Below are 25,301 nucleotides of genomic sequence, written 5' to 3' on the forward strand. Positions count from 1 at the left end.
CTATATAAGGATAAATTTAATAGTGTTATAATATAACAAAATTACAAAAATACCTATGCCCAATCGAAACTCTGGGCGCTTCATGTTAAGATTTGAAATCTTTTAATTTTCAGTTTCGCACCTGAGGTGAACTATGGGTTCATGTTCGCACGAACACCACAATGCATTGCACGGCGTACACGACCATCCAAATGTCGCGCAACGTCTGGCCGAAGCAGAGAGTCTTTGTGCGGCAAGTGGCGCACGCCTCACTCCTTTACGCAAAGAGGTACTGGAACTGATTCTGAATGCAAGCGGCCCGATGGGTGCGTATGACCTGCTGGCACAAATGAAAAATGCCAGCGACCGTCCCGCTGCCCCACCAACGGTGTACCGTACACTCGACTTTTTATTAGAAAAAGGCTTTATTCACCGCCTGACCTCTATTAATGCCTATATTCCCTGCTGCCATCCGCGTGAAGGCCATCAGGCGGCATTCTTGATTTGTACTGAATGTAAAGCAGTCAAAGAAGCATCTGCACAAGGTTTATTAGAACAACTGGATGCCTTGGCGGCTTCAGACGATTTTAGTGCACACCACAGCATTATCGAAATTTCAGGAATCTGTCAGCAGTGTCGCAACAAAGCTTGAATGCATCACCCTTGATCCAGCTTTCCAAGATCTGGGTCAATATTGATGATCGTGACATTTTAAAGGCCATTGATTTCTCTTTGCAGGAGAAAGAGATTGTTACGCTGATTGGTCCGAACGGTGCCGGTAAGTCGACCTTAATAAAGGTCATGCTTGGGATCGTCAAACCGAAATCCGGTGAAATCAAAACGGCGCGCAAGCTAAAATTCTCTTATGTGCCACAGAAATTCAATCCTTCACATAGTCTGCCACTACGTGTCAAAGACCTGTTAGCTCTAGAAAAATGCCCTGCGGATATTACGGCAGAAATCATCCGTGATACCGGCATTGCCAAACTGGAAAATTCTAAAGTACAACAGCTTTCCGGCGGTGAACGTCAACGTGTGTTGTTGGCTCGCGCCTTATTACGTCAGCCGGATATTCTGGTACTGGATGAACCGATGCAGGGTCTAGATATTCAGTCTGAGGCTGAACTGTATGAATATGTGCGTAGCCTGCCGGAAAAATATGGCTGTGCCATTTTAATGGTCTCGCATGACCTGCAATGGGTGATGCAAGGCACGCATCGCGTGGTTTGTCTGAATAAGCATATCTGTTGTAGCGGCCTGCCAGAAAGTGTGCAGCAGCATCCAGAATATCAGGCCATCTTCGGTACTAACCGGGTATTCTACCAGCATCATCATGATCACTGTGCCCATGGTGACTCCGCGACACCTTGTCAGCACGATTCACGTCCCCACATTCACCCCGAGCCGGAAGCTTAAGCCATGATGGATTGGTTATCTCTCCTATTACCTGCATGGATTATGGGAACACTCTTGGTGTTCCTGACCGCACCACTCGGCTGTCTGATGCTGTGGCGCCGTATGTCTTTCTTTGCAGATACCATGGCACATGGTACTTTGCTCGGTGTTGCAATTGCTGGTGCGATGAGCCTGCCACTCTGGATGGGTGTCAGCTTTATTGCAGTCTTATTGGTCGCTGTACTTTGGGTACTGTATGACCCACGCTTGCCAAATGATGCGCTGCTTGCACTCTGCTCCGCCACCCTGCTCTGTTCAGGGCTGTTATTCATTCAGCATTTACCGAATTTAAGACCGGAACTGCTTAGCTATTTGTTTGGTGATCTACTCACCATTTCATGGACAGATCTTCCTACTTTTGCCGTCGTGATTATCTTGGCATTGGCCGTTCTATATAAAAGCTGGCAGGCACAAATCCAAATTGCAATTGATCCTGATATGGCGATCAGTGAAGGGGTGAATGCAAAACTGCAACGTCTGATCTTTATGCTGTTATTGGCATTGTTTACTGTATTGGCATTACGTGCGGTCGGTTCACTCTTGATGGGTGCATTGCTGGTGATTCCAGCTTTGACGGCTCGCCTACTGGCAAATTCTCCTCGTCAAATGGTGATCTGGGCTTTTGTGATTGCACAAATTGGTGTGACAGTCGGACTCTGGTCAAGTGCAGGTCTGAATACGTCAACAGGTCTGACCATTGTGCTGACCATGTCAGTGCTGTTTGCCGCTATTTTTATCCTACAGAAGTTTAAAAAACTGGCTTAAGGCATGGCAGGCAAATTTTATCTGATCAGTGCCTGCTTGCTCGGACACAAGGTCCGTTATGATGGTCGCGACTGTCTGGTAAAAGAGTTGGTCGATTATTTATTGCCGGATCAATATGTCACGATTTGCCCTGAAGTCAGTGGTGGTTTGCCTATACCCCGACCTGCAGCAGAGATTCAATCTGGCGATGGTCTAGATGTGCTGCTGTACCAAGCTCATGTTATAGATATAAATGGTACAGATGTTTCCGATGCCTTTATCAAAGGCGCCTATGCCGCTTTAGATCTTGCCCAAAGATTTCAAGCGACACATGCCATCCTCAAAGCCCATAGCCCTTCTTGTAGCAGCAAGCTGATTTATGATGGTTCATTTACTGGAAATAAAATTCAAGGTGATGGGGTCACAGCAGCATTACTTAAACAGCATGGTATGGAGGTCATGACTGAAGATGAATTTTTACAGATGATTCTTTAAGAGATCGTTAAATTTCCTCTCCTTTAAGGAGAGGTTTCCCTACTGATGCACCAAACTCAATAAAAACGCAGCTCCAGCGAACAAGCTGGCAAAAGTTCGATTCATGACTTTCTGCTGTTTTGGCGATTTCAGAAGACGCAGAACCTTGGCAGCCAGACCGGTATAACCTGCCATCACAATCAGATCAATCGTTACCATAGTCGCGGCCATAATCACATACTGAATCCATTGCGGTTTAGATAAGTCCAGAAATTGCGGTAATACTGCCAGCAAAAATACAATTGCCTTGGGATTACTCATATTGACCAGAAAACCGTGAATGACGAGTTTCCCAGCTGATTTTCGTGCGAGTTCATGTTTAATTTCAATCGACTGCGCTGGTGCTTTCCACTGCAAAAAGGCCAGATACAATAAATAGGCAACCCCAAACCATTTCACTGCAAGAAATGCCCAAGGTGTAGTCGCAAACAATACCCCTGCCCCGGCAGCCACAATGGCAATTTGAACCAATAGGGCGAGTTGCAGGCCGAGCGCATTCCAGTATCCATGTCGAAAGCCATAATTCAGTCCGCTCGACATTGAAGCAATAGCACCCGCACCTGGGGAAATACTGATCACCCAACAGGCTAACATATAAGCAAACCAGACTTGATAGGACATAGAGATTTAACTCATTCAAATTCAGGATCTAATTATATGACTTTTCCAATATTTTCAGCCAAAAAAATTGCTTAAACATCAGACTGCATACTATTCACTCTATAGCGCTTCAGGCACAATAGCAGGATTGGATACAGAAAATTTATTACAGGAGCCATGAATGACAGCCCAATCTGTAATTTTGCCATTACCTTCAGATCATGCTCGCTTTATTGTTTTACGTCTGAAAAATCTCAGTATCGAAGATTTTAAGGAACGATTAAAACAGCTATTTACGACACGCGATCGCCTGATTACCCAACATCCGAATGCGCAAATTAAAACGGCTGTCGCTTTTGGTCCTGAACTCTGGTCAAAATTGTATGAACAGGCACCTGCTGGTTTTAAACAATTAGAGCCAATTCAAGGTTCATTTAATATGCCTGTGGTACCGGCAGATGTGCTGATCCATATTGCCAGTGCGCGTGCCGATATCTGTTTCGCCTTGAGTCAGTCTTTCTTTGAAGGTATTCGCGATCAGGTTGAAGTACTAGATGAGCGTGTTTGCTTCCGTTACTTTGATGGCCGTGATATTACCGGTTTCATTGATGGGACTGAAAATCCGCAATTCCCGGATGATCGAGCTGAAGTGGCTTTACTGGGTGAAGATACGGGCATTTTCCAGGATGGTTCATTCATTTTTGCACAGCGTTATGCGCATAACCTGGATAAATGGAAAAAACTCAAAGTCGATGCTCAAGAACAAGTGATGGGTCGTACCAAACTTGAATCGATTGAGCTCGAGGATGAGGTAAAACCTGCCAATGCGCATATCGCTCGTACTGTCGTTGAAGATGAGGAAGGCGAGGAAATGGAAATTCTACGTCACTCTCTGCCTTATGGAGATGGTCGTGGTGACCAAGGTCTATTCTTCATTGCTTATACCAAAGACCTGAAAATCATTGATACCATGTTAGTGCGTATGTTTGGTACATCAGGCGATGGGATCCATGACCGCTTGCTACACTTCGTGACTCCAATGGATGGTGCGTATTACTTTGCGCCGAGTGAGGAATTGCTGGAAGAGGTTTTGGAAGGGTAAAGTGAAAAGCCGATGAAAGTCGGCTTTTTAAATCAATTATTCTTAGAATGAGAATTCTTTTTTATTATTTCCTTCAAAATATTTTATATTCAAATTATTATCAATCTCTACATTCTTTCCTGCATATATATATATTTCTGAAATTAAGTTAAAATCTTTAACTTTCATAATCCTTAAATTGGCCCCTTCTTCATCAAAAAACGGAGATACTATTAAAAAGAAATCTTTTTCTCCTTTCAAGAGCACACTCATTCCATCTTGAGGATTAATAAAGTTATACTTATTCAACATTGTTTGCGAAGATATCAATCTTAACCCATTACACTTATTTAATTTAATATTATTTATACATTTAAAATGAATATCGGATGAATAGGGCAATTTAGAAAATTCTTTATTATTTAAATTCAAATCCTCTATTTTACTTATACGACCTTTTTCAAAATTATAACATTCATCTTCAATATTAATATTATTATTTTTTAAAAAATAGGTAGTTCCTGATAAACAAATTTTATTACCCTTCTTATTGTATTTTATAATAGCAGGTTCATTATAAATCTCCCTTAACTTACCATCAACAAAATTACCTACCATCTGAGGAACAGGAATTACTTTTTTCCCTAACGGGTCTAATATAACTATCAGCTTAACAACTCTACTTTCACCTACACCTAAATCTCTATTATGATTTAAGATTAATAACACTTTATCATTTGAAAAATTAGGTAAATCTTTAATATGCTTATTATAAACCTCAAGCTTATCTTTCGAACAAAAATCAATATTTCCACCTTCAAAATAACATTTTGAGACATTATCTGAAGTTATCAATATATTTTCTTTGGGGTATGTACAACTCGAAAATCCTAAAATAGAAAGAAATAATAAAATTAATTTGAACTGCATTTTTAAAACCTATTTATTTGAATGATAAGTATGTATTTTCTCAAATATAACTTTAACTTTCTCAGTAGAATGTTTATTTGCTTTATTTGTTCTAGATTCATGGTAACCAATATTACCATCAGAAATAACCCCATATTTATTCTTTTTTCCCTTTGGTAAAGCAATTGAAGCCCACTCTTTAGAAGCATCAACCATAGCCTGTTCTACAGTTTTATTTCCATTAATAATCAGGTTATAGATAGATGAACGACCTCTTAATAAATGTTCCTTAAAGACTCTTTCTTGCATATCATGATCATACAACTCATTACCAGTCAAATTTAGTCTTGCTTTAGCTGCCGCTAGAGTAGAAGGAATCGTTTGATATTTCCCCGTTGCAAATCTTCTTCTATTATCATCCCATTTATATTTTTTCGCAGCCTCTAAAAGCTCATCAATAGTTTTCCCAGTAATTGTACCTGGCAAGTCATTCATTTTCCCATATTTGACCCTTTTCCCTTCAGGAGCTCCCGCATTCCAAGCTTCATAGCTACCTTCACCACTAGCAATTGCGTCCCCTAACTCTTTTACAAGATCATCAATAGTTTGGTCTGTTATTTTAGAAATAGTAGAAGTATTTACAATTATTCCTGCACAATTAAAAATAGAATTTATATTTAGTGATTTAGCAATCTCAACTATCGGCTTACCATTTAGATCTTTAATCTCTTTTTTAAAGTATTCATCATTAAAGTAAATACTCGAGAATCTTGTTACATCAAAATGAACCCAAGTAGTTGCTCCATTTGCTCCACTCTTAAATTTTGTTGGCTCTAAATATATTTTATCAGAAGCCCTTTCTTCACTTGCTCCCATTTTTACAGTCATAATTTCTTTTCTAATAAACTCTACATCTTCTATAGCCTTAGTTCTTTTCCCATTTTTTTTGATGTGTATATCTAGCGCTAAACCCATATGGTTTACTGTGGTTCTGCCTTTTTTCTTATTATCACCTATACATCTATAACCAGATTCAATATAAGCCACTTCAAGGCCTTTAGGTTTAAATTCATTTTTTAAATAGAAATTTAAAGATTTTAATATCCATATTAATGACCTATGTAATCCTGGATATTCATTGGCAGTATTAAAGCCTGACTTTGTATTTCTTCTATTCATACCATAGCCTGAACATTCTCCACAAGGGCAACTGGCTTTAGCCATAAAATTAGCAATCGGGTATTCATAATAAAACTTATCTAAAGCAACTAAAACACTGCCACATATTTTTCCAGTTTCTGGCACCCCCATATAATCTCTTTGAAACTGTTTAATACATTTCGCAGTTAAAGGAGTAAACTCATCTGTAGGTAATGCACCTCCAAATCCAGCTAATCTGATATTAACTTCTCTAATTAATTCACTTTGACCTTTTGATATACACTGAGGATTATTTTCACACAAATTTTTGGTATTGGTTTTAGGTGTTCCACTCTCTTGGCTACGGTCTTCTGTAATATCAATTTTTACCGATTCTGAAAGTGCTTTTTTCCCTTCCTCATACCATTCATTAAGTTGTTCTAACGCTTTCCTTTGGTATTCTTCAAATGTAGTAGCAATGCCTGTATCTGCCGTAGTAGCAACTTTTTTATCTTCTGTTTTACTTTTTTCTATTGGTTGAGTACTCGTTTTTTTATTCGTACTAATATTATTCCCTGTTGCAGGTGTATTAACTGGTAGCTTAATTACTTGGCCTATACTAATTCTATTAGCATCTTTTATTCTATTCAGCTTTTCAAGTGCTCGAACTGTGGTCTGATATTTCTGCGCAATAGATGATAAAGTTTCACCCTTTTCAATAGTATGTGTTTTACGCTTATAACTTCCCTGACTTCCATTATTATCAACTGTTTTTAAATCCAATAGAATTTTAGGGCTAATTACCGTGACAAGCATACGATCTTTCGACATTGTGAATGTCTGAACTTTTTTCATACCTATGCCAAAAAGGCTTTTGACGTAAATATCTAAAACTGTTCCTTTATCTCTTTGAATCTCGTATAGGCATCCTTTAGAGTTGGTAAAGCCACGCACTACATGTTGGCCTGTTTTACTATTTTTAACTTCATATTGAACTTTAGAAATTGGGTTACCCAATAAATCTAAAATTTGTATGGTTGCTAAAGACTTATTCACCATTTTTGTTTTTATATCCTAGTTATTATTATGTTCTATTAAATCTTCTACATCATAACCCTGAACATTTAATTCCCAATCATCATTAAGGCCTACTAAAACTTCAATCTTAGAAGGATCTGCTGTAGTCATTTTTTTAGTACGACCATGCTCATCAAGCTGACCTGATATATATGAATTTGTCTCTGGAATAAAAGCTTTATAAGTTAATGTACTGAAGTCAGATTGCCAAAATAAATCATATACATCCAGTCTGTTGCTATATAAAGGCTTGTTGGGAAGCTGAGGTACTTCATACGTTACGTTTGCTCCCCCCATAAAACTATGCTTCCCAGCCTTACACTCAAACTTCCCACCTGTTACTCCAAATACACCTTGTCCATTAATCTTTAACTGAGAACCACCAGCAGTAAGCACAATTTCTTTAGGGCTTATAATTTCAATTCGTTCTTCAGTCGAAATAATTTTTATTTTTTGACGAGCAATTGTTTCTATTGCGTCATCTTGTGCCTGGAGTTCGACCTTCCCCTTTGCCGCAATGGCTTTTAATCCTTGTTGGGCTGCAAATAAACTGATCTTCTCCTGAGAGTGAGCAATCAAAGATTTCTGTGTGGAAAAATTAATATTATCCGCAGCACTGTGGTTAATCTGCTGATCAGCTGAAAGATACAGATCTTCATTAGTTGAGAGTGCAATTGAATTCGGTGCACACAGCAGCATTAAAGCCTGTTTAAAGGTTTCAGCCTTGCTTTGATCTTGCTGTTCAATCTGATCCAGAAATTTTTTCAGATGATCTAACCCTTCTAAGGGATCTGTTTGCTGATTTTTGGCAATCTCACTTAAGGCTTTACTATGATTCAAACTAGATTCAAGCTGGCTTTTCGCAGGACTGGCATTTAAGTGATTGGCATTGGCATTTTCTTGTTTATAGGTAGAGAGAAGCAAGCCAGCTCCCGCTCTAAGTGCTCCCCATTGATCTGTTCTTAACTCAAAGCCCTCACCACGCCCGTCGCTAGCCTCATCTTCTTTTGGATGACTTAGATTTCCTAAATTTAGCTGACTGGCTCCATGACTACTTTGCAGCTGTGCACTAATCTGTCCAGTTGTATCATCGAAGCGAAGCTGGTTAAAACCCTCGCTATCTACTTCCTGAGAACGGATACCACTTAGTTTTTTAGTGAATGGCAACTGCCCCTTCTTATCAAACATAGTTTGATAACGTTCAGCTTCATGAATACGTCCAACAATGAAGGGACGATCAATATCTCCTTCGAAGAAATCAATCACTACAATTTCCCCGATACGTGGATGGAATCGGGCGCCATAACCTTCACCTGCCCATGGCGTTAGCACATCTACCCAGGCCGAATCAGTGTCATTATCATTGGCGCCAGCACCACCATCATGCTGATGATCTTCACTACGGGTAAATAAAAAGCGAACCTTCACGCGTCCCCATTCATCGACATAAATAGTCTCACCTTCAGGCCCTACCACTTTCGCCCGTTGTGGATAGGCCACGGGCCGATGTTGTAGTGGATGATATTCAGGTATCACCAGAATATCTCGACGAATTAAATACAGCTCATTGCCTTGTCTCTCGTCATCCAGAACTTTCCAGCGACTGGACAGCATGAGCTGATCCACCTTTAGCAAAATGTCTTTTGGTAAATTATTCTGGTTATAGAAGTGTTTGCCCAAAATTAAAAATTCACGCTCATTGCACGGATGTTGATCAATTTCGGGATGATCATGCAGTTCAAACCAGTAACCCACTTGGGCATCACGAACACTACTGCTGGCCTTAAAATATTTGGACTGCATGGCATGATAGTGACTAAGTTGCTGACTAAGTTGATCCAGTTGAGCTGGACTGGATGATGTAGCCTGATCTTCTCTATTTAGGTCACTGGTCCAAGCTGGGCTGATGTTCCAGACATCTTCCAGATTTAAACTAGTATGATCCTGAACACTACTCTGCTGAATATTCACCAATCGCTGGTTTTGCTCCTGCTCCAGATCTATAGCTTGCCAGCGTTGCAATCCAACATTGTTTGGCACTAATTGGCGCTCAGCAATTAGGCTGGTGATAGTATCGAATTGCTCAGTTGCATGACTGCGATGGAAGCGGATGGAACGGCGCTTTAAGGCTTGAAAATATTGCTGCTCATCAACAAGACGCAGGACTTGTGGCTGAATGGTTCGAGCTGATATTGAAATGATTAATTCCTTTTCATCAATCAGCCAGTTAATACCCTCACTACGCCATAGGCGGGTCAGAAAGTCATAATCACTTTCATTGGACTGTATGACCAATGGCCGTACATCATATTCACGATTTAGTCCGGAAAGATCCAAACTTAAACTTTGCGCAAATAAGCCACTTCGCTTTTGCCATTCAGCAAACAAAATTTCACTGATTTCTTTGACACTTTTATTCAAAAACACACGACTATTACGGCGTTTATGCCAAAGTGAAGTCGCATCTTCGAGAGTCAGCTGATAGACACTTAAAGCACCATCGCTATGCCCCTGTTTAGCTGCGGTAATGATACCTGTAGTCCGGAAAAGCTCACCTTGATCAGTGACCTGATCAACAGCAACCTGACAGCCAATAAACTGTTTTAAGGGAATATAGGGATGAGTGGATAGACAAAGTAATTCAGCATGTAGCCCCTCATTGATCCAGTGCCTGCCTTCAATACGCTGAATCAGAACCTGAGAATTTAAAATTTCATTGGAAAATCGGAGATGAAGTGCACGCTTCTGTGAGCTTAGACCCAAGCCTTCAAGCACCGTATAAATACTCTGTAGCATTTTATAATTATTATTTGAGGTTATTTTTACCGCACTGATTTTAGGGAATAAGCTTAGAACAATCCATCTTGGTATTTATTTCACATGAATTAACCACAAATAGCCTTAACCTGACCTTATATCCTCTATGCTTATGAAATAGAAGATGTATTCTGTTTCAACCTTTTCAATTTTTCTGATTATTTGCCGATTCACTTACTGCTACACTGAAAGCCGAATACTTTATATCTCCTACATCATCCTCGATTACAGGATAAGCCAGAGGCCAAGGACATGCTTGAGTTACATTCTAAACTTCCCAATCTGGGCGTTACTATTTTTAGTACCATGTCGGCCTTGGCACAAAAACTCGGAGCAATTAACCTGTCACAAGGTTTTCCAGATTTTCCTGCTCCACCGCAATTGATTGAAGCCCTCAGTCGGGCGGCTGAAAATGGTTTTAATCAATATGCACCGGGTGATGGTTTACCAGTATTACGTGGGCTGGTCGCTGATCTTTATCAGCATCGTGACCAGCTCATTCTAGACCCGGTAGATGAAATCACCATTACTCCTGGCGCAACGATTGCAATCTTCTGTGCAATTCAGGCAACGGTACGAACAGGTGAAGAAGTCATTATTTTTGATCCCAGTTATGACAGCTATGCGCCAAGCGTGAAGCTGGTCGGTGCCAAACCGGTACATATCGCTCTGGAATATCCTGGTTTTTCTGTGGACTGGAATCAGGTCAAAGATGCAATCAATGACCGTACCCGCATGATTGTAGTGAATACACCGCATAATCCCACCGGAACGGTATGGACAGAGCAAGACTGGCAACAGCTGATTGAACTGATTCGTGATCGCAATATTGTAGTTCTGTCTGATGAAGTTTATGAACATCTGGTATTTGATGAAGTTCGTCATCATTCTGCAGCATCATTTCCGGAACTCCGTGAACGCAGTTTTGTGATTGGTTCTTTTGGTAAAACCTTTCATGTGACCGGCTGGAAAACTGGTTTCTGTGTTGCACCGCCAGCCTTAATGCAGATGTTCAGACAGATTTACCAGTTTGTCAGCTTCTGTGGTGTAACGCCAATTCAGGTGGCTTTGACTGAATATATGCAGCTACATTCTGAACATATCCATGAGCTGTCCGGTTTTTATCAGACCAAACGGGACCTGTTTAATCATGCACTTACAGATTCCCGTTTTCACTGGACGCCGTCTCAAGGTACCTATTTCCAGAATCTGGATTACAGTGAAATTCGTCCTGATCTGGATGCACTGTCGATGTGTCACTATCTGGCTGAACAGCATGGCATTGTAGCGATTCCGGTATCAGCGTTTTATCAGGAGCCGCCTAAAGATTTACACTTATTACGCTTCTGCTTCGCCAAAAAAGATGAAACCTTGATAGAAGCGGCACAGATTCTTTCCAAAGTTTAAAAAAATAGACTTATTGGTTACTGAAAAGCTAAGGCGTTCTTGATGCGGATCAAGGATAATTTAGTCCTGATAAATATATGAAAAATCAAGAACAGGATGTCATATGGCACAGCAAGCATTGGTTCACCAGCAGAATTTATGGAAAACATTTTTTATTTTCCTGTTACCGCTGGTCGTTACCAACATCCTGCAAAGCCTGTCCGGTACGATTAATACTTTTTTTGTCGGGCAAATGCTCGGCGTGCAAGCAATTGCCGCTGTGGCAGTATTTTTCCCGATTCTGTTCTGTCTGATGGCTTTTGTGATTGGTCTCTCTGCAGGTTCTACGGTTCTGGTAGGACAAGCTTGGGGTGCCAGAAACCTGGAAAAAGTGCGCTGTGTAGTTGGCTCTACCCTGTTTATGACACTGATTGGTGGCAGCCTGATTGCCCTATTGGGTGTATTTTTTGCTGAAAATATCCTGCAACTCTTGGGTACAGATCCGGATGTGATGCACCTGTCTTTGCCTTATGTGCAATGGATGCTGGCCGGTAGTCCTCTGATTTTTATTTATATTATTTATACTTCAATTTTACGCGGGGTTGGAGACAGTACTACGCCACTGTTTGCCTCTGCCCTAACGATTGGTGTGGGCTTGGTAGTGACACCGGTCCTGATCGCGGGTTATTTTGGTTTTCCTAAGATGGGGGTCATCTCTCCAGCAATTGCAACCATTCTGGGCAACTTGGCTGTTCTGTTATTTCTCATTCTCTATTTAAATTATAAGCGTCATCCTCTAAGACCAGACTGGGCGTTGATCAAAGATATCCGTCATCAGCCCCAGCTCAGCAAGATTATCCTGCGCTTAGGTATTCCAACCGGGGTTCAAATGGTCACAACTTCAGTCGCTGGTCTGGTCATTGTAGGTCTGGTCAACCGTTATGGTGCAGAAGCGACGGCGGCCTATGGTGCCGTGAATCAGGTGCTGAATTATATTCAGTTCCCTGCCCTTTCTATTGCCATTGCGGCTTCCGTCTTTGGGGCACAGGCCATTGGTGCTGGTAAAAATGATTTGCTCAATAAAGTGACCCGAACTGCCTTAAGTATGAATATCTTGTTCACAGGTAGTCTGGTGATTCTGGCTTATCTGTTTTCTAAATATCTGATGGCACTATTTATCACTGATCCGCAGGTCGTGGTATTGGGTCAGCAACTTCTCTTCATTGTCCTATGGTCGATTTTGTTCTTTGGTGCTAGTGCAATTTTTGCTTCGATCATGCGGGCCAGTGGCACAGTAACAATCCCTATGTTGATCAATATCATTGCCATTATTGGAATTGAAGTACCAGCTGCCTATATGTTCAGCCGCTGGTGGGGTTTACAAGGGATCTGGTATGGCTATGCCCTTGCCTTTGTCTGTCTTTGTATTATGCAAGGCTTGTATTACCAGTTTATCTGGAAGAAAAAGACCATCGAGGCACTGGTTTAATCTTCCGGCCTGAACTACTGGATAAACCTTAGTAAACCACCTCTAAAGAGCGTATTTCCTGCTTAATCCATATTTTTTATATGGATTCATTTTTATTATATTTTTCAGGCATGAAGATCCTTGTTATAAGCAGTGTATTGTATAAAAACACAAGGTCTTCTCATGGCTAAACGACAAATTAAACTGGGTGCTTTTATTCCAATGACTTCGCAACATGCGGCAGGTTGGCGCCATCCTGAATCTCGTCCTCAGGATCATTTAAGCATTGATTATGCGATTGAATTAGCAAAAACTGCTGAACGCGGCCTGTTTGATGCCTATTTCCTTGCAGATGGTCTGGCAGTCAACTGGAGTCATGGCGCTTCCAAACATAATAAGAAGGTCGGTTATAGCGATAAAGTTGTGGGCTTTGAACCCGTCACCTTATTCGCAGCGATTTCAGCCGTCACCCAAAATATTGGTTTTATTGCCACTGCTTCTACCACCTATGAAGAACCATATCTGTTGGCACGAAAATATGCCTCTTTAGACCATATCAGTAAGGGTCGTACCGCATGGAATGTTGTCACCACCATTTCTGCTGAAACCGCGCGGAACTTTGGTTTTAGTGCCCATCCGGATGCCAAAGTCCGTTATGAGCGCGCGGATGAATTTATTGAAGTTGTACAGAAGCTCTGGGACTCCTGGGAAGATGATGCATTCCTCTATGACAAAGAAAATGGTCATTTCTTTGATACATCTAAACAGCACGAACCCCTGCATAGCGGCAAATATTTTAATGTCCAGGGTGCACTCAATGTCCCTCGTCCACCACAAGGCTATCCAGTGATTGTTCAGGCGGGCCAATCTGAAGATGGACGTGAGCTGGCCGCCAAATATGCCGAAGTGATTTTTACTGCCCAGCAAAGCCTGTCTGATGCACAAGCCTTCTACCGTGATGTTAAAGGCCGTCTGGCTAAATACGGTCGTCATCCGGATGATTTAAAAGTAATGCCGGGGGTCTCTGTCTTTGTAGCTAAAACTGAACAGGAAGCCAAAGAAAAATATGAATTACTGAATCGTCTGATTCATCCAGATGTCGGTTTGGGCTTACTGTCTGGTCTGGCAGGGGATATTAATCTTTCAAACTATGATTTGGATGCCCCATTTCCTCTAGAAGATATTGAGATCAAGTCTAGCCGTCAGCAAATGATGTTTGAGATTGCTGCGAAGCATCGCTTTAGTATTCGCCAGCTATATGAATATATTGCCTCTGCTCGTGGTCACTGGACGCTGATCGGGACACCTGAACAGGTAGTCGACCAGCTACAGGAATGGTTCGAAAATGAAGCGGCTGATGGTTTTAATGTCTTGCCACCAACGACACCTGCCGGTCTGGATGACTTTGTAGATTTCATCGTGCCAGAACTACAACGTCGTGGTCTATTCCGGACTGAATATGAAGGTACAACTCTGCGTGAAAACTTAGGACTGAAACGGCCAGAAAATCAGTATGTGATTACGCAACAAAATACTGCGGTTGCCTCTTAAACCATCCATTATAAAAAATGCCCGATAGGGCATTTTTTATTTCTTTAAGTTAAGCACTGGGGTAATTGGTGCTAGTGGAAATGACAACTATGGGCGAGGTTGTGTCGCTGTTGATTTCTGTTTAATTTAAAATGAATGAAGACCCTAGCCTACCAGCAAAACTGACCAGAGCTTGTAAGTAGCAGCTGTTGATCCTTCACGATTGAGAAATTTAATACTTTTAGAATTTCTTTTTTCAACTGCTGTAAACGCGTATTCTGGCGCTTGCGTGGATAAGATAAAGACACCTTTAAAACCTGTTCGATTCGTCCAGGATTAGCCTGCATTACCACAACTGAAGTGCTCAGTAATAAAGCTTCAGCAATATCTTGGGTCGCTAAAATCACGGTAATTTTTTTGGCTTTCCAGATTCGCTGTAATTCTTCATGCAGATGATGACGCATCAGCGCGTCCAGTCCAGCAAAAGGATCATCTAATAATAATATATCCGGTTGAGTAACCAGGCTTTTGGCAATGGCCACTTTCAGATTCATGCCAGCAGACAAGTGCGATGGATAAGCATCCTTAAATGGTTTCAGTTGCAGCAATTCCAGCTGTTCCTGAATTCTTCGGTTTTCCTCTTCTTTGCTTAAAGGGATTTGATGTAAGGCCATGCGGATATTTTCCGTCACACTGAGCCAGTTAAACAGTCGATGATCCTGATAGACAATACTGAGATTTGGAAGATGTTCAGCTGGCTGTTTTCCCTGAATCAGAATCTGTCCCTGTTGATGCTGCTCTAAGCCCTTCAGTAAGCGTAACAATGTGGATTTACCGCAGCCAGCATGCCCTATCACACTGACAAAATCACCTGCATGAATATCCAGATTAATATCTTCGAGGACTTGGGTCTGCTGATCTGGTGCGGTGCTATAACTTTTATATAAATTTTGAATCGTGATTCTACATTGAGAGTGCTCCGTCATTTTTCCTCACCTTTTGCTGCAATACATATTTAATGATTGTTCTAGACTGGATCTATCCTGTTTATGAACTTGGATAAATTTCTGTCTCTTTTAGATCTGCTGAAAATAGGACTCTTTTGACTATAAAAGAGTTTAGGGTAAGGAGTTATCTTGATTTTTTATTTGGTTATCAAAAGCATATATAGATTTTAATAGTTAGATATAAAATTATATATTTCAATAACTTAAAATTTTTTTCTTCTAGAAAACGTTATTTAAAATATTCCGAACAACCAAATCGCAACAATGCTTAGGGCAATAAAAAACCCGCGAATGCGGGTATTCAAATGGCTCTGCTTACCAGGACAATTTATACTGTTCCAGTTCATGCGGCACAAGCTCGACCTGATCCTGGAAGTCAAGCAAGATGTCATTTTTAATGGCCGCCAGACGGTAGTCTTCACGTTTACGCGGACGTTCCAGATCCACTTTCACAATACGTTTGATTCGTCCCGGATGGGGTTGCATTACCACTACGCGATCACCTAACAATACCGCCTCTTCTACATCATGGGTGACCAGAATAGAGGTGATCTTTTCCGACTGCCAGATCCGCTGTAATTCCTGTTGCAAGTTGGCCCGAGTCAAGGCATCCAAGGCACCAAAAGGTTCATCCAGTAATAAAATTTGTGGACGATTCACCAGACTACGCGCAATTGCCACACGCTGGCTCATCCCCCCAGACAGCTGACTTGGATAGGCAGTTTTAAACTGGCTCAATTGCACCAGTTCCAGATGATAATCAATCAGTTCCTGCTTTTCGGCTTTGCTCAGGCCTGATTTTTCCAGCGCTAAAGCTACATTCTGCTCGACACTCAGCCAAGGGAACAAACGGTGATCCTGAAACACAATACCGCGGTCCAGACTGGTGCCCTGAATCGGTTTGCCATCAATCAAAATACTGCCTTGAAACTCGGCATCAAGGCCCACCAAAAGCCGCAATAAGGTTGATTTACCACAGCCACTATTACCGACAATACTAATGAACTCGCCTGGCTGGATATTCAAATTAATCTGATCTAATACCTGCAACTCTTCCCCATCTTTAGGGAAGAACTTGTCGAGTTTCTGGATCTCGACATGACCCTTAATATTCACCTGTTGATTCATGTTGTTATCTCACATCTTTTATTTATTGGCCGCCTGACGCCAGCGTAAGTTATAGTTTTCAAAGAATTGTGCTGCCTTGGAAAATAACAGCCCGACAATCGCAATAATGGCCATGCCATATAGCACCACTTCCATCTGGAACAGGTTCTGTCCGTCCATGATTGGATTGACCACGCCAACCGAGGACACAAAAAAATACTCCGCGCCCACAGTCGCCACCCATGAAAACACCAGCGCAATATTCAAACCGGCAAAAATACTTGGGGCTGCTGCGGGTAAAATCACTTTAAAAAAAGTACGTACCGGACTGAGCTGGAAGATCTGCGCCACTTCCTTAATTTTGACCGGCACATTCTTGACCCCGTCATAGGTATTAAAGAACACCGGATAGAACACCACCAAAGCAATAAAAATCACTTTTGAAACTTCACCGTGTCCAAACCACATAATCATCAGTGGAATCCAGGCAAATACAGCCACATGCTTAATGGCGTTCAATGTTGGAGAAAAGATTCGATCCAGCCAGACGTTTAGACCCAGGGCCAAACCCAGCACTGCACCCATCACTCCACCGGCAATAAACCCTGCCGTATTGCGCAGTAGACTGGCGATAATATTTTCTATCACCTCGCCTGCCTGCCAGCTTTCTACAAAGGCTTGCCATACAGCAGCTGGCGGTGCCAGCAAAGCAGGATCAACCCATTGTTTTGCGGTCACGATCAACCAGGCAACCCACAGAACCGAAGGAATGACCCAGCCGCGATAATCTATTTTTTTCATGACATTTTCCCTATCTAGCCTGATCCCAACCACGGAACTGTTTTTGTATGAGGCGGATAATGACGTCAAAGCCAAATCCCACCAGTCCAATCACCACTACAGTTGCCATCACCACATCGAGCTGGAAAATCTGACGGCCATAGACCATCACATAGCCGATCCCTTCACTTGAGGCCAGCAGTTCTACTGCAACCAGAGCGCCCCATGAACTTGCCAGAGATAAACGCAGACCACCGATAAAACTGATAAAGGCACCTGGCAGAACCACATTTTTAAATCTGGACCAGGTGCTCAACTGATAAACTTCCGCGACTTCGGTCAATTGCTGTGGAATATTGCGCACGCCTTTAAATACATTGATGGTCATCGGTACCAGCGCGGCTTTAGCAATCAGAATAATCTTGAGGGCTTCATCAATCCCGACCAGTAAAATTAACAGTGGAATCCAGCCGATCACGGGTACCAGATTAATGGCTTTAAACGTAGGCCAGATATAGGCTTCTGCTCGACGCAATAGTCCCATGGTCAGACCTAAGACCAGTGCCAGTACAATGCCGGCACTGAACCCATAGCCAATTCGGCTCAGACTGACACTCAAATTGCTCCACAGTTCGCCAGTTTGATACAGATCTTTCAGGGCCACCCAGACCAGTTCAGGTGCAGGCAGCAATAAAGGATTCACCCAGTTCCGTTCTACCGACACATGCCACAGATAGAGCAACGCGATGGGGAAAATTGCTCCGATTCCCCATATGAACACCTGATTCTGTTTAAAAAAATTCAGAATACTTTTTCGGTTCAATCTGGATGCAGCACTGTCCTGTGTCGGTATCTTGGCTGTTTCAAGCTCGATTTCCTGTAACATCACTCTTCCTCCTCAATGGCATGATGGTTATTGCCCATTGGCATTGAGAGGTTTCCAATAATTCTGTAAATTCAGTGTTTTTAGAGCATTATTGACATACTTCGGCTCAATCCATTTATCCACATCGACATTACCGCGAATCAGTTTCAAATCTTGACCCGCTTTAAGCTTCTGCTTAATGAGTGACACGTTATAGGCATCAAAAATCGGGGCACTATGACGTTTCAGATCTACCCCAATATGGGCTTTATTGATGTTGCTATACGATATTCCAGATTTTGCCCAGAGTTTAAACAGGGCATCTTTATTAGCGGGCTTGCTTTCCCAAGCCGCTTGTTTGACCAGCACATTCACTACACGCTGAACCACTTCAGGATATTTTTGCTCAAACTTGGAATTCACCAGTACATAGCCTGAGGTTTTATAGAGATCAGGTTCATTTTTGGTACTATAAATAATCTTGGCAATACCGCGATCGACTACAGGAAAAATATAGCTACTGCTCCAGATTGCATCAATATCACCACTGGCTAAAGCGGAATACGCCACTGGGCCATCCATGTTGACAAAACGGAAGTCTTTCTCACTGAATCCGTATTTTTTGACCACATTAATAATCGATAAATGCAGATTGGTTCCTTTAAAGAAGCCTATTCGTTTCCCTTTTAAATCAGCAATCGATTTAGCCGGAGAACCCGGTGCTACCACCAGATAAGTATTATCCTGTGAGCCAGCCATGGCGACCAGTTTAGTGTCCAGACGACTGGCTTTGCCAATCAGTCCAGGCAAATCACCAATCCAGGTAATATCGACCAGACCATTCGCATAAGATTCATTAATCGCAGGACCCGCTCCTTTAAAGTTATTCCATTGTACTTTGATGCCATCTTTCTGGAATTCTTTTTCAAATAAACCCAAGGTCTGTGCAGTCGCATAGTAATTACCATAACCTACAGGGCGATTACCTGTACCGACCATCGGCGAAGCAAAACGGATCACGCTGGGTTTCGCCTCTGCGGCAGAGGTCTGAATCGCTGGCAGCAGTGTTGTTGTAGAGAGAAGGCCGGCAAAGAATACTTTTGACCATTTAAACATGTGAAAATTCCTCAAAATATAAAATTAGAATCCGTACTGGAATTGTGCGACCAGTTCGTTATAGCTCTTGTTTGTAATGTCGTTGTTGACATGGTTCAGGTTGATCTGAAACTTGGTGGTTTCCGCAAAGAATGCATTCAGGCCCAGACTGTGAATATCAACCGTTTGATCGGCTAAATTTTTGTCACGATCAATGGTGTCGTAGCGATAGAAGGCCTGGTAAGACTTTGGCCACCAGTCGTCATAACGGCCCTGATTACGGAAGCCTTTGACAAACTGCTCACCGAAGTTCCAGAACAAGGTGCCTGTATGCGACTCACTTTCACGCTTATAGGTCTGTGCGGTTTGTGAAATGTAGGTGTCATCTTCACCTTGCACATATTCATAGGTCACACCGAATGGATGATGGTTATAGTAAATATCGAAGCCTTTACGCAGCACATCGCCTTTACCAGCAAAGGCCGCACTAGTTCCATCAATTTCAAATAGATTGCTCTTGCCTTGATACCAGGACAGACCAAAACTCAGTTCACGCAGCCATGAGTTATATTCCGCAGGCAAGGTATAACGCAAACGTCCAATAAAGTTTTTGTCATCATTGTCATCCGATTTATTGGCTCCATTACCATTCACCAAGCCAAAGGCATAGCTAATCATTGGCGAGCGATAGTTATATCCATAGTCCACGGTTGGTAAGGCATCCCCACGCACAATCAGACCGACTTCACGCAGTGCCAGTCCATAACCTAGGCCCGGCAAACTGAACAAGGCATTGTTAATGGTAGGTTTTAGGTCTTCAGTGGCCTGAACTTCCTGGCCAAATGGTAACAGTTGCTGACCTAAAGTAACGCTCAAGCGCCCCGTGTCGGCACTTAAGGTTGGCAATACGTGATAAGTCAGTTGCGCATCCAATAAGTTCAGATAACTGTTATTGGTTCCTGTCTGTGGAGAAGTACCAAAACGCAGATTGAAATCCAGGTTTTTGCCTTCTTCATAGTCTTTATACAGATTGCCAATAAAACCAATTTGGACTGCACCTAAATCAAACGAAGAGTGGCGGTCTTGAACTGCCATCCCGGTATTGGTACCCGTAGGTGGAGTGCGCTGTGCTTCATCGATATAAGAAGCTTTGGCCTGCACGACTCCATTAATCAGCAGTTGACGTGTTGATAATGCCGTTTTGGTATCGCGGTCACGTTGTACCTGATATTTATAGTTTTCCAGATCGCTTTGCAGACCTTGCAACTCGGCACGTGTCACAAAGCTTTGGTCATCATCAGATTCAGCTTCTGTAGCCAGCTCAATCTCATCAGCAGTAGTGGCTTCTGTAACGGCTTCGTTCTGATTCTGAATCTGCGCTAACTGGGTTTTTAATTGTTTTAATGACTGCTCGAGTTGACTGACCTGTTGTTGTAACTGACCTACCTCCGCATCTGCATGCGTTAAGCCAATACTCGCGCTTAGCAGAGTCAGTACCGTTGCCCCTTGTTTAAAATATTGCTTCATACAATCGACACACCTACAGTTTTGCCAGTGAAACATCAGTCGATTTGATCAGTACAATCACCTGACTTCCTATCTGCAAATCCAGCTCTTCTACAGAACGTGTCGTAATTACCGAAGTGAAAATACCTGAAGCAGTCACCACATCGACTTCAGAAACCACATCACCTTTTACAATTTCCTGAATAGTACCTTTTAACTGGTTACGCACATTAATAGATTGAATTGTCATTATTAATTCCTGTTGTTTTGGTTGGAATTAATATGCATGATTTTTAATATGCAGAAAAATAATATAAATAGATTTTGATATATTATTTTATAAAATCCAAAAATATTATTTTAAATCCAGTTGATCTGATAATTTAAATATTCTTTGTTTTTAATCACGATATTTTCATATTGCCAATCTAGAATATTTTGACTGGCCAGATTCTTTATTTCTTTATTAATGGTTTGGCGTGAAGCAGAGAGTAAATCTGCTAAATCATGCTGGGAGATCTTGAGTTTAATTTCAGTTCCCAGAGGATGAGATCGACCATACTGAATCGAAAGGTCATGCAAAACCTTGCATACTTTTTGATGTAAATTAGCGACTTGCAGGAATTTGACCTGCTGGATCAGATATTGCATCCGATGGCTGAGAATATTTAAAGCATCCTGCTTTAAGTAATTGTTATCATTTATTTCTTCTATAAATATATGCTGTGGAATTTGCAGGACCTTGACCTGATTAAAAGCATAATAATCATAATCAATCACTTGTGTATTGAGGCAAGGAAGCAGGTTAATCAGATGCTTTTCCGAGAAATAATTAAAGGCATGAAAACGACCTGATGGGCTTAAATATCCAATCTGGATAATCCCATCAAGCAATATATATAAAGCAGTATGGCAATTTTCTTTATTTAATATCAAATCGCCTTTTTGATATTTTCGAATCGTTGAATATTTTAAAATATAATCCAGCTTATCCTCAGAGATATTTTTAAATATATTTTTTAATATGTCATAATCCACATTATTTTTTGCAGTATGAATTCTCATAAAATGATCCACCCTATATTTTATTTAAATATTAGATGGATCATTAATGACTGGCGAATCATTTATTCTTGATTCTTTAGCTATTTATATGCAAAGTTTCCAATTGAATAAGAATTACTTATGAAACTTTTTCATAAATACCGTCTTCGCTGTTATAGCGGAAGTTGCTGATGTCCTGCTTGACGTCTTTACGCAGTTCACGGCTTGGACGGCCATCCACACCGACTGGCACATCACCCTCTAAAGTCACACGGCGAACTACACGGTGCTGGTCACCATAGTCATTAATCGCTCGGTGTTGCGTTGCACGGTTATCCCAGATCGCCACATCACCTGCACTCCAGCGCCAGCTCACAATATTTTCCAGCTTCTCTACATAACTTTGGAACAGGTCGAATAAACGGCGTGATTCACTTGAGCTATAACCGACCAAGCTCTTAAAGAAATGACCCAATAACAAGGTTTTTTCACCTGTTTCAGGATGAACGCGTACCAATGGATGTTCAGTTTCATATTCAGTTGAATTGAAATAATTTTTATATTTTTCCAAAGCTTCTTTTGGAACACTGACTTTTGCAGCATAGTCAAAGTTGTTGCTGTGAATCGCACGCAAGCTATCTGCCAGTGTTTTTAATTCTTCAGGTAAATCATTGTAGGCAGCGGTTGTATTTGCCCATACGGTATTACCACCCACTGCGGGTGCAACCACGCTACGAAGAATAGAAGCTTTTGGATAAGCATCAATAAAGCTGATGTCCGTATGCCAGCTGTCTGCACGTGCACCACGTGAATCAATTTCCAGAATATGTGCAGAGCCATCTTTTACCGGCACAGTCGGGTGATTTAACGGCGTGCCTAAACGTGCTGCAAAGGCTTCTTGGGCGACATCATCCAGATGTTGCTGATCTTTAAAGAAGATCGCTTTATGCTGCAATAATGCCTGGTTGATTTCATTTACCACTTCATCAGCCAAATCCGCTGACAGTTTTATGCCCTGGATTTCAGCGCCGATACGGCCACCAATTGGTTGTACCTGGATGTGTTTGTATTCATAAGCCATGATCATTTCCTCTATCTATAATTATGTCGACCTTCGGTCTGTGAAATCATCATGCCGAATCGGCTTATCTAACGCTGTCAATTTATTGACATTCTTATGCACCATTTTTGATTTATAAAATACTTTAGCTGCTTAAGTTTTCGGGCATAAAAAAACCCGCTTACGCGGGCTTTGATCAGATCGTTTTAAGCTGACTTTTTCTTCTGCTTGCCGAGGCGGGTAGCTAAAGCCGTGACCTTCTGATAGCCAGTTGGCATGAGGCGCTGGATTAAATCAATTGCTTTGGCATCATTCCCAATCAGCAGACGGCGTTTGTCTTTTTGCACCGCGTCCAGAATTTGACGCGCTGCTTCTTCCGGTGGACAACGCAGCAGCTTATTGAAATTCTGTGCAGATTTTTCCGGGTGCATTCCCAGACTACGGATACTGTCATTCATTTTCGCTGCAATGGCGATATTGGTACGGATTCCGCCTGGGTGTACACAGAGTGCGCTTACCCCGCAGTTTTCCATATCCAGTTCCTGACGCAAGGATTCGGTAAAACCACGCACGGCAAATTTAGTGGCATTATAAGCAGACTGGGTCGGCTGGGCAGTTAAACCGAACAGGCTGGAAATATTGATGACATGACCATCACCGGTTTTCTTGATTAAAGGCAGGAACTCTTTGGTGCCATAGACCACGCCCCAGAAGTTAATGCCGACGATCCATTCCAGCTCTTCATAGCTGGCGCCTTCTACGGTAGAACCGAGTGCCACACCAGCATTGTTAAAAATCATATTCACGCTGCCATGATCTTTCTCGACCTCAGCGGCCCAAGCATGCATTTCTTCCAGATTAGCCACATTGACCTTTTTGGTTGTGACACGAACATCAGTACCTTTCAACAGCTCAACGGTTTTAGCCAGACCCTGTTCATTCACATCGCTTAAAGCTAAATGACAGCCCTGCTTTGCTAAAAGCACCGCAAGTTGCTGGCCGATACCTGAACCTGCGCCAGTAATGGCCGCGACTTTATTATTAAAATTTTTCATTGAATTTCCTTGATTAAAACACTGCCCTTCCATGACAGCCTGTTTTTCTGTCACATAGGGATACAGCACACCGTTTCAATATAGTTTTGACAATCCATATTGTCAATAATTCCAGCATGTCTCTACGGGCCAATTTTCAGGTTTGAATTTCAGCATAGGTCAAAGCCGGATTTATTGATAAGATACTTAAAATCTCAAGCACATGAGTCTATGGTCTTTATGACGGATGCAGTAAATTCAGGACAAAAACTAGCAAGTAAAAGTAAGGAACGCCAGTTTAAAGGGCTTTCCATGGCTGAGCGTCAGCAGGCGCGTCGTGAAAAGCTGATTGAGGCCGGGATCGAGGCGTATGGTCGTCATGGTTTCTTTTCAGTCACAGTGAAGGATATCTGTAACGAAGCCAAACTGACTGAACGTTATTTTTATGAATCCTTTAAGAAAAGCGAACATCTGTTCCAGACTATTTTCCTCAAGCTGATTGACCAGTTACAGCAGAATGTCATGCAAGCCATGATGCAGGCTTCTTCTGATCCAAAGAAAATGATCGAAGCCGGTCTGACTGCCTTGCTGACGACCTTACGTGACAATCCGGGTATGGCACGAATTATTTATATCGATGCGATGCTGGTTCAGGAACTGCATAATCAGGCCACGATTCATGAAACCATGGGCCGTTTCGACCGTATGATTCAGGCCTTTGTCATGCTGATGATGCCGAACCTTAATCGTTCTGAAAGAGAGATTTCCCTGGTCTCGACCGGACTCAATGGTTATGTTACCCAGATTGCCATTCGCTGGGTCATGAGCGGCTTTAAACAGTCACTGGAAGAAATTCTGTCTTCCTGTAGTCTGGTGTTCTTTGCTTTACTAGATACTTTGGGTACAGAAAAACCGGCGGATCCGGTTAGATAATTTTTAAATCAGGATAAGGTCTACGTAGATCTAGCTCTCAGTGATCTACAAGATTTTGAATTAAGACCCTCTTATAAAATAACAGCTTAAATTGTGACAAATCTTTGCAGAAGACCACGGAACTACCTATTCTGCAATGATACTGTCATA

General features: G+C 41.9%; 23 protein-coding genes. 9 read left to right on the forward strand and 14 right to left on the reverse strand.

Going from position 1 to position 25,301, the window contains the following annotated elements; translation table 11 throughout:
* The first annotated feature begins 133 nt into the window (after positions 1 to 133).
* Genes FTU72_RS08605 through FTU72_RS08620 form a run of 4 tightly spaced genes read left to right on the forward strand, consistent with a single transcriptional unit; the run spans position 134 to position 2,673 of the window.
* Positions 134 to 631: a transcriptional repressor gene (locus tag FTU72_RS08605; protein ID WP_005233384.1), complete on the forward strand. Its 498-nt coding sequence runs from the start codon at positions 134 to 136 to the stop codon at positions 629 to 631.
* Positions 613 to 1,395, forward strand: a complete 783-nt coding sequence (znuC, locus tag FTU72_RS08610; protein WP_179992715.1) for a zinc ABC transporter ATP-binding protein ZnuC — start codon at positions 613 to 615, stop codon at positions 1,393 to 1,395. Before FTU72_RS08605 ends, znuC begins: the two co-directional genes overlap by 19 nt.
* Positions 1,396 to 1,398: 3 nt before the next feature.
* Positions 1,399 to 2,199, forward strand: coding sequence for a zinc ABC transporter permease subunit ZnuB (gene znuB, locus FTU72_RS08615; protein ID WP_004780694.1), 801 nt, complete (start codon positions 1,399 to 1,401; stop codon positions 2,197 to 2,199).
* A gap of 3 nt (positions 2,200 to 2,202) precedes the next feature.
* Positions 2,203 to 2,673: a DUF523 domain-containing protein gene (locus FTU72_RS08620; protein WP_180031868.1), complete on the forward strand. Its 471-nt coding sequence runs from the start codon at positions 2,203 to 2,205 to the stop codon at positions 2,671 to 2,673.
* Between the two features lie 39 nt (positions 2,674 to 2,712).
* Here FTU72_RS08620 and FTU72_RS08625 read toward each other — a convergent pair whose 3' ends face one another.
* Complete coding sequence (locus FTU72_RS08625; protein ID WP_125279444.1) at positions 2,713 to 3,333, reverse strand: LysE family transporter; 621 nt, start codon at positions 3,331 to 3,333, stop codon at positions 2,713 to 2,715.
* Positions 3,334 to 3,493: 160 nt separating this feature from the next.
* On the opposite strand from FTU72_RS08625, the gene FTU72_RS08630 reads away from it, so the two are divergent.
* Positions 3,494 to 4,414, forward strand: coding sequence for a Dyp-type peroxidase (locus FTU72_RS08630; protein ID WP_166139347.1), 921 nt, complete (start codon positions 3,494 to 3,496; stop codon positions 4,412 to 4,414).
* A 42-nt stretch (positions 4,415 to 4,456) separates the two neighbouring features.
* On the opposite strand, the gene FTU72_RS08635 is transcribed toward FTU72_RS08630, so the two are convergent.
* The 3 genes from FTU72_RS08635 to FTU72_RS08645 are packed head-to-tail and all read right to left on the reverse strand — an operon-like array spanning position 4,457 to position 10,315.
* Entirely contained in the window at positions 4,457 to 5,323 is an 867-nt protein-coding gene (locus FTU72_RS08635; RefSeq protein ID WP_180052709.1) for a hypothetical protein, read from the reverse strand.
* A 9-nt stretch (positions 5,324 to 5,332) separates the two neighbouring features.
* Positions 5,333 to 7,501: a LysM peptidoglycan-binding domain-containing protein gene (locus tag FTU72_RS08640; RefSeq protein WP_004895314.1), complete on the reverse strand. Its 2,169-nt coding sequence runs from the start codon at positions 7,499 to 7,501 to the stop codon at positions 5,333 to 5,335.
* 15 nt (positions 7,502 to 7,516) lie between these two features.
* Positions 7,517 to 10,315 carry a type VI secretion system Vgr family protein gene (locus tag FTU72_RS08645; RefSeq protein WP_180052708.1) on the reverse strand — a complete coding sequence of 933 codons (2,799 nt, stop codon included), beginning with the start codon at positions 10,313 to 10,315 and terminating at the stop codon, positions 7,517 to 7,519.
* Positions 10,316 to 10,588: 273 nt separating this feature from the next.
* Here FTU72_RS08645 and FTU72_RS08650 point away from each other — a divergent pair, with 273 nt between their 5' ends.
* The 3 genes from FTU72_RS08650 to FTU72_RS08660 all read left to right on the forward strand — a co-directional run bounded on the left by FTU72_RS08650 (position 10,589) and on the right by FTU72_RS08660 (position 14,741).
* A complete protein-coding gene (locus tag FTU72_RS08650; RefSeq protein WP_180052707.1) occupies positions 10,589 to 11,743 on the forward strand; it encodes a methionine aminotransferase in 1,155 nt (384 codons plus the stop codon).
* Between the two features lie 103 nt (positions 11,744 to 11,846).
* Entirely contained in the window at positions 11,847 to 13,211 is a 1,365-nt protein-coding gene (locus FTU72_RS08655) for an MATE family efflux transporter (protein ID WP_180011608.1), read from the forward strand.
* A gap of 162 nt (positions 13,212 to 13,373) precedes the next feature.
* Complete coding sequence (locus FTU72_RS08660) at positions 13,374 to 14,741, forward strand: LLM class flavin-dependent oxidoreductase (RefSeq protein ID WP_180052706.1); 1,368 nt, start codon at positions 13,374 to 13,376, stop codon at positions 14,739 to 14,741.
* Between the two features lie 149 nt (positions 14,742 to 14,890).
* On the opposite strand, the gene FTU72_RS08665 is transcribed toward FTU72_RS08660, so the two are convergent.
* The 10 genes from FTU72_RS08665 to FTU72_RS08710 all read right to left on the reverse strand — a co-directional run bounded on the left by FTU72_RS08665 (position 14,891) and on the right by FTU72_RS08710 (position 24,239).
* On the reverse strand, positions 14,891 to 15,706 hold the full coding sequence (locus FTU72_RS08665; RefSeq protein WP_180052705.1) for an ABC transporter ATP-binding protein: 816 nt from the start codon (positions 15,704 to 15,706) through the stop codon (positions 14,891 to 14,893).
* A 336-nt stretch (positions 15,707 to 16,042) separates the two neighbouring features.
* Complete coding sequence (locus FTU72_RS08670; RefSeq protein WP_179992725.1) at positions 16,043 to 16,855, reverse strand: ABC transporter ATP-binding protein; 813 nt, start codon at positions 16,853 to 16,855, stop codon at positions 16,043 to 16,045.
* Between the two features lie 18 nt (positions 16,856 to 16,873).
* Positions 16,874 to 17,635, reverse strand: coding sequence for an ABC transporter permease (locus FTU72_RS08675; RefSeq protein ID WP_180052704.1), 762 nt, complete (start codon positions 17,633 to 17,635; stop codon positions 16,874 to 16,876).
* Positions 17,636 to 17,645: 10 nt separating this feature from the next.
* Positions 17,646 to 18,500, reverse strand: a complete 855-nt coding sequence (locus FTU72_RS08680; RefSeq protein WP_180052715.1) for an ABC transporter permease — start codon at positions 18,498 to 18,500, stop codon at positions 17,646 to 17,648.
* Between the two features lie 27 nt (positions 18,501 to 18,527).
* The gene (locus FTU72_RS08685; protein ID WP_180052703.1) at positions 18,528 to 19,595 is read right to left on the reverse strand and encodes an ABC transporter substrate-binding protein; all 1,068 of its coding nucleotides are present in this window, start codon (positions 19,593 to 19,595) and stop codon (positions 18,528 to 18,530) included.
* A gap of 24 nt (positions 19,596 to 19,619) precedes the next feature.
* Positions 19,620 to 21,101, reverse strand: coding sequence for a hypothetical protein (locus FTU72_RS08690; RefSeq protein WP_180052702.1), 1,482 nt, complete (start codon positions 21,099 to 21,101; stop codon positions 19,620 to 19,622).
* Between the two features lie 13 nt (positions 21,102 to 21,114).
* Positions 21,115 to 21,330: a molybdopterin-binding protein gene (locus FTU72_RS08695; RefSeq protein ID WP_159124130.1), complete on the reverse strand. Its 216-nt coding sequence runs from the start codon at positions 21,328 to 21,330 to the stop codon at positions 21,115 to 21,117.
* A gap of 110 nt (positions 21,331 to 21,440) precedes the next feature.
* Positions 21,441 to 22,145: a Crp/Fnr family transcriptional regulator gene (locus FTU72_RS08700; RefSeq protein ID WP_180052701.1), complete on the reverse strand. Its 705-nt coding sequence runs from the start codon at positions 22,143 to 22,145 to the stop codon at positions 21,441 to 21,443.
* 118 nt (positions 22,146 to 22,263) lie between these two features.
* Positions 22,264 to 23,205, reverse strand: coding sequence for a TauD/TfdA family dioxygenase (locus FTU72_RS08705; protein WP_180052700.1), 942 nt, complete (start codon positions 23,203 to 23,205; stop codon positions 22,264 to 22,266).
* A gap of 185 nt (positions 23,206 to 23,390) precedes the next feature.
* The gene (locus FTU72_RS08710) at positions 23,391 to 24,239 is read right to left on the reverse strand and encodes an SDR family oxidoreductase (protein ID WP_180052699.1); all 849 of its coding nucleotides are present in this window, start codon (positions 24,237 to 24,239) and stop codon (positions 23,391 to 23,393) included.
* Between the two features lie 219 nt (positions 24,240 to 24,458).
* On the opposite strand from FTU72_RS08710, the gene FTU72_RS08715 reads away from it, so the two are divergent.
* Complete coding sequence (locus FTU72_RS08715) at positions 24,459 to 25,151, forward strand: TetR/AcrR family transcriptional regulator (RefSeq protein ID WP_179992733.1); 693 nt, start codon at positions 24,459 to 24,461, stop codon at positions 25,149 to 25,151.
* Positions 25,152 to 25,301: the final 150 nt, after the last annotated feature.

This window comes from Acinetobacter sp. YH12137, from assembly GCF_013418535.1.
Lineage (GTDB): Bacteria > Pseudomonadota > Gammaproteobacteria > Pseudomonadales > Moraxellaceae > Acinetobacter.

Excerpts from the sequence above, each read along its gene's own strand:
- FTU72_RS08715 (WP_179992733.1), top strand. The coding sequence starts at position 24,459 with ATGACGGATGCAGTAAATTCAGGACAAAAACTAGCAAGTAAAAGTAAG.
- FTU72_RS08620 (WP_180031868.1), top strand. The coding sequence starts at position 2,203 with ATGGCAGGCAAATTTTATCTGATCAGTGCCTGCTTGCTCGGACACAAG.
- znuB (WP_004780694.1), top strand. The coding sequence starts at position 1,399 with ATGATGGATTGGTTATCTCTCCTATTACCTGCATGGATTATGGGAACA.
- FTU72_RS08650 (WP_180052707.1), top strand. The coding sequence starts at position 10,589 with ATGCTTGAGTTACATTCTAAACTTCCCAATCTGGGCGTTACTATTTTT.
- FTU72_RS08705 (WP_180052700.1), bottom strand. The coding sequence starts at position 23,205 with ATGGCTTATGAATACAAACACATCCAGGTACAACCAATTGGTGGCCGT.
- FTU72_RS08710 (WP_180052699.1), bottom strand. The coding sequence starts at position 24,239 with ATGAAAAATTTTAATAATAAAGTCGCGGCCATTACTGGCGCAGGTTCA.
- FTU72_RS08645 (WP_180052708.1), bottom strand. The coding sequence starts at position 10,315 with ATGCTACAGAGTATTTATACGGTGCTTGAAGGCTTGGGTCTAAGCTCA.
- FTU72_RS08675 (WP_180052704.1), bottom strand. The coding sequence starts at position 17,635 with ATGAAAAAAATAGATTATCGCGGCTGGGTCATTCCTTCGGTTCTGTGG.
- FTU72_RS08625 (WP_125279444.1), bottom strand. The coding sequence starts at position 3,333 with ATGTCCTATCAAGTCTGGTTTGCTTATATGTTAGCCTGTTGGGTGATC.
- FTU72_RS08660 (WP_180052706.1), top strand. The coding sequence starts at position 13,374 with ATGGCTAAACGACAAATTAAACTGGGTGCTTTTATTCCAATGACTTCG.
- FTU72_RS08635 (WP_180052709.1), bottom strand. The coding sequence starts at position 5,323 with ATGCAGTTCAAATTAATTTTATTATTTCTTTCTATTTTAGGATTTTCG.
- FTU72_RS08640 (WP_004895314.1), bottom strand. The coding sequence starts at position 7,501 with ATGGTGAATAAGTCTTTAGCAACCATACAAATTTTAGATTTATTGGGT.
- FTU72_RS08605 (WP_005233384.1), top strand. The coding sequence starts at position 134 with ATGGGTTCATGTTCGCACGAACACCACAATGCATTGCACGGCGTACAC.
- FTU72_RS08685 (WP_180052703.1), bottom strand. The coding sequence starts at position 19,595 with ATGTTTAAATGGTCAAAAGTATTCTTTGCCGGCCTTCTCTCTACAACA.
- FTU72_RS08670 (WP_179992725.1), bottom strand. The coding sequence starts at position 16,855 with ATGAATCAACAGGTGAATATTAAGGGTCATGTCGAGATCCAGAAACTC.
- FTU72_RS08665 (WP_180052705.1), bottom strand. The coding sequence starts at position 15,706 with ATGACGGAGCACTCTCAATGTAGAATCACGATTCAAAATTTATATAAA.
- FTU72_RS08680 (WP_180052715.1), bottom strand. The coding sequence starts at position 18,500 with ATGTTACAGGAAATCGAGCTTGAAACAGCCAAGATACCGACACAGGAC.
- FTU72_RS08630 (WP_166139347.1), top strand. The coding sequence starts at position 3,494 with ATGACAGCCCAATCTGTAATTTTGCCATTACCTTCAGATCATGCTCGC.
- FTU72_RS08695 (WP_159124130.1), bottom strand. The coding sequence starts at position 21,330 with ATGACAATTCAATCTATTAATGTGCGTAACCAGTTAAAAGGTACTATT.
- FTU72_RS08700 (WP_180052701.1), bottom strand. The coding sequence starts at position 22,145 with ATGAGAATTCATACTGCAAAAAATAATGTGGATTATGACATATTAAAA.
- FTU72_RS08690 (WP_180052702.1), bottom strand. The coding sequence starts at position 21,101 with ATGAAGCAATATTTTAAACAAGGGGCAACGGTACTGACTCTGCTAAGC.
- FTU72_RS08655 (WP_180011608.1), top strand. The coding sequence starts at position 11,847 with ATGGCACAGCAAGCATTGGTTCACCAGCAGAATTTATGGAAAACATTT.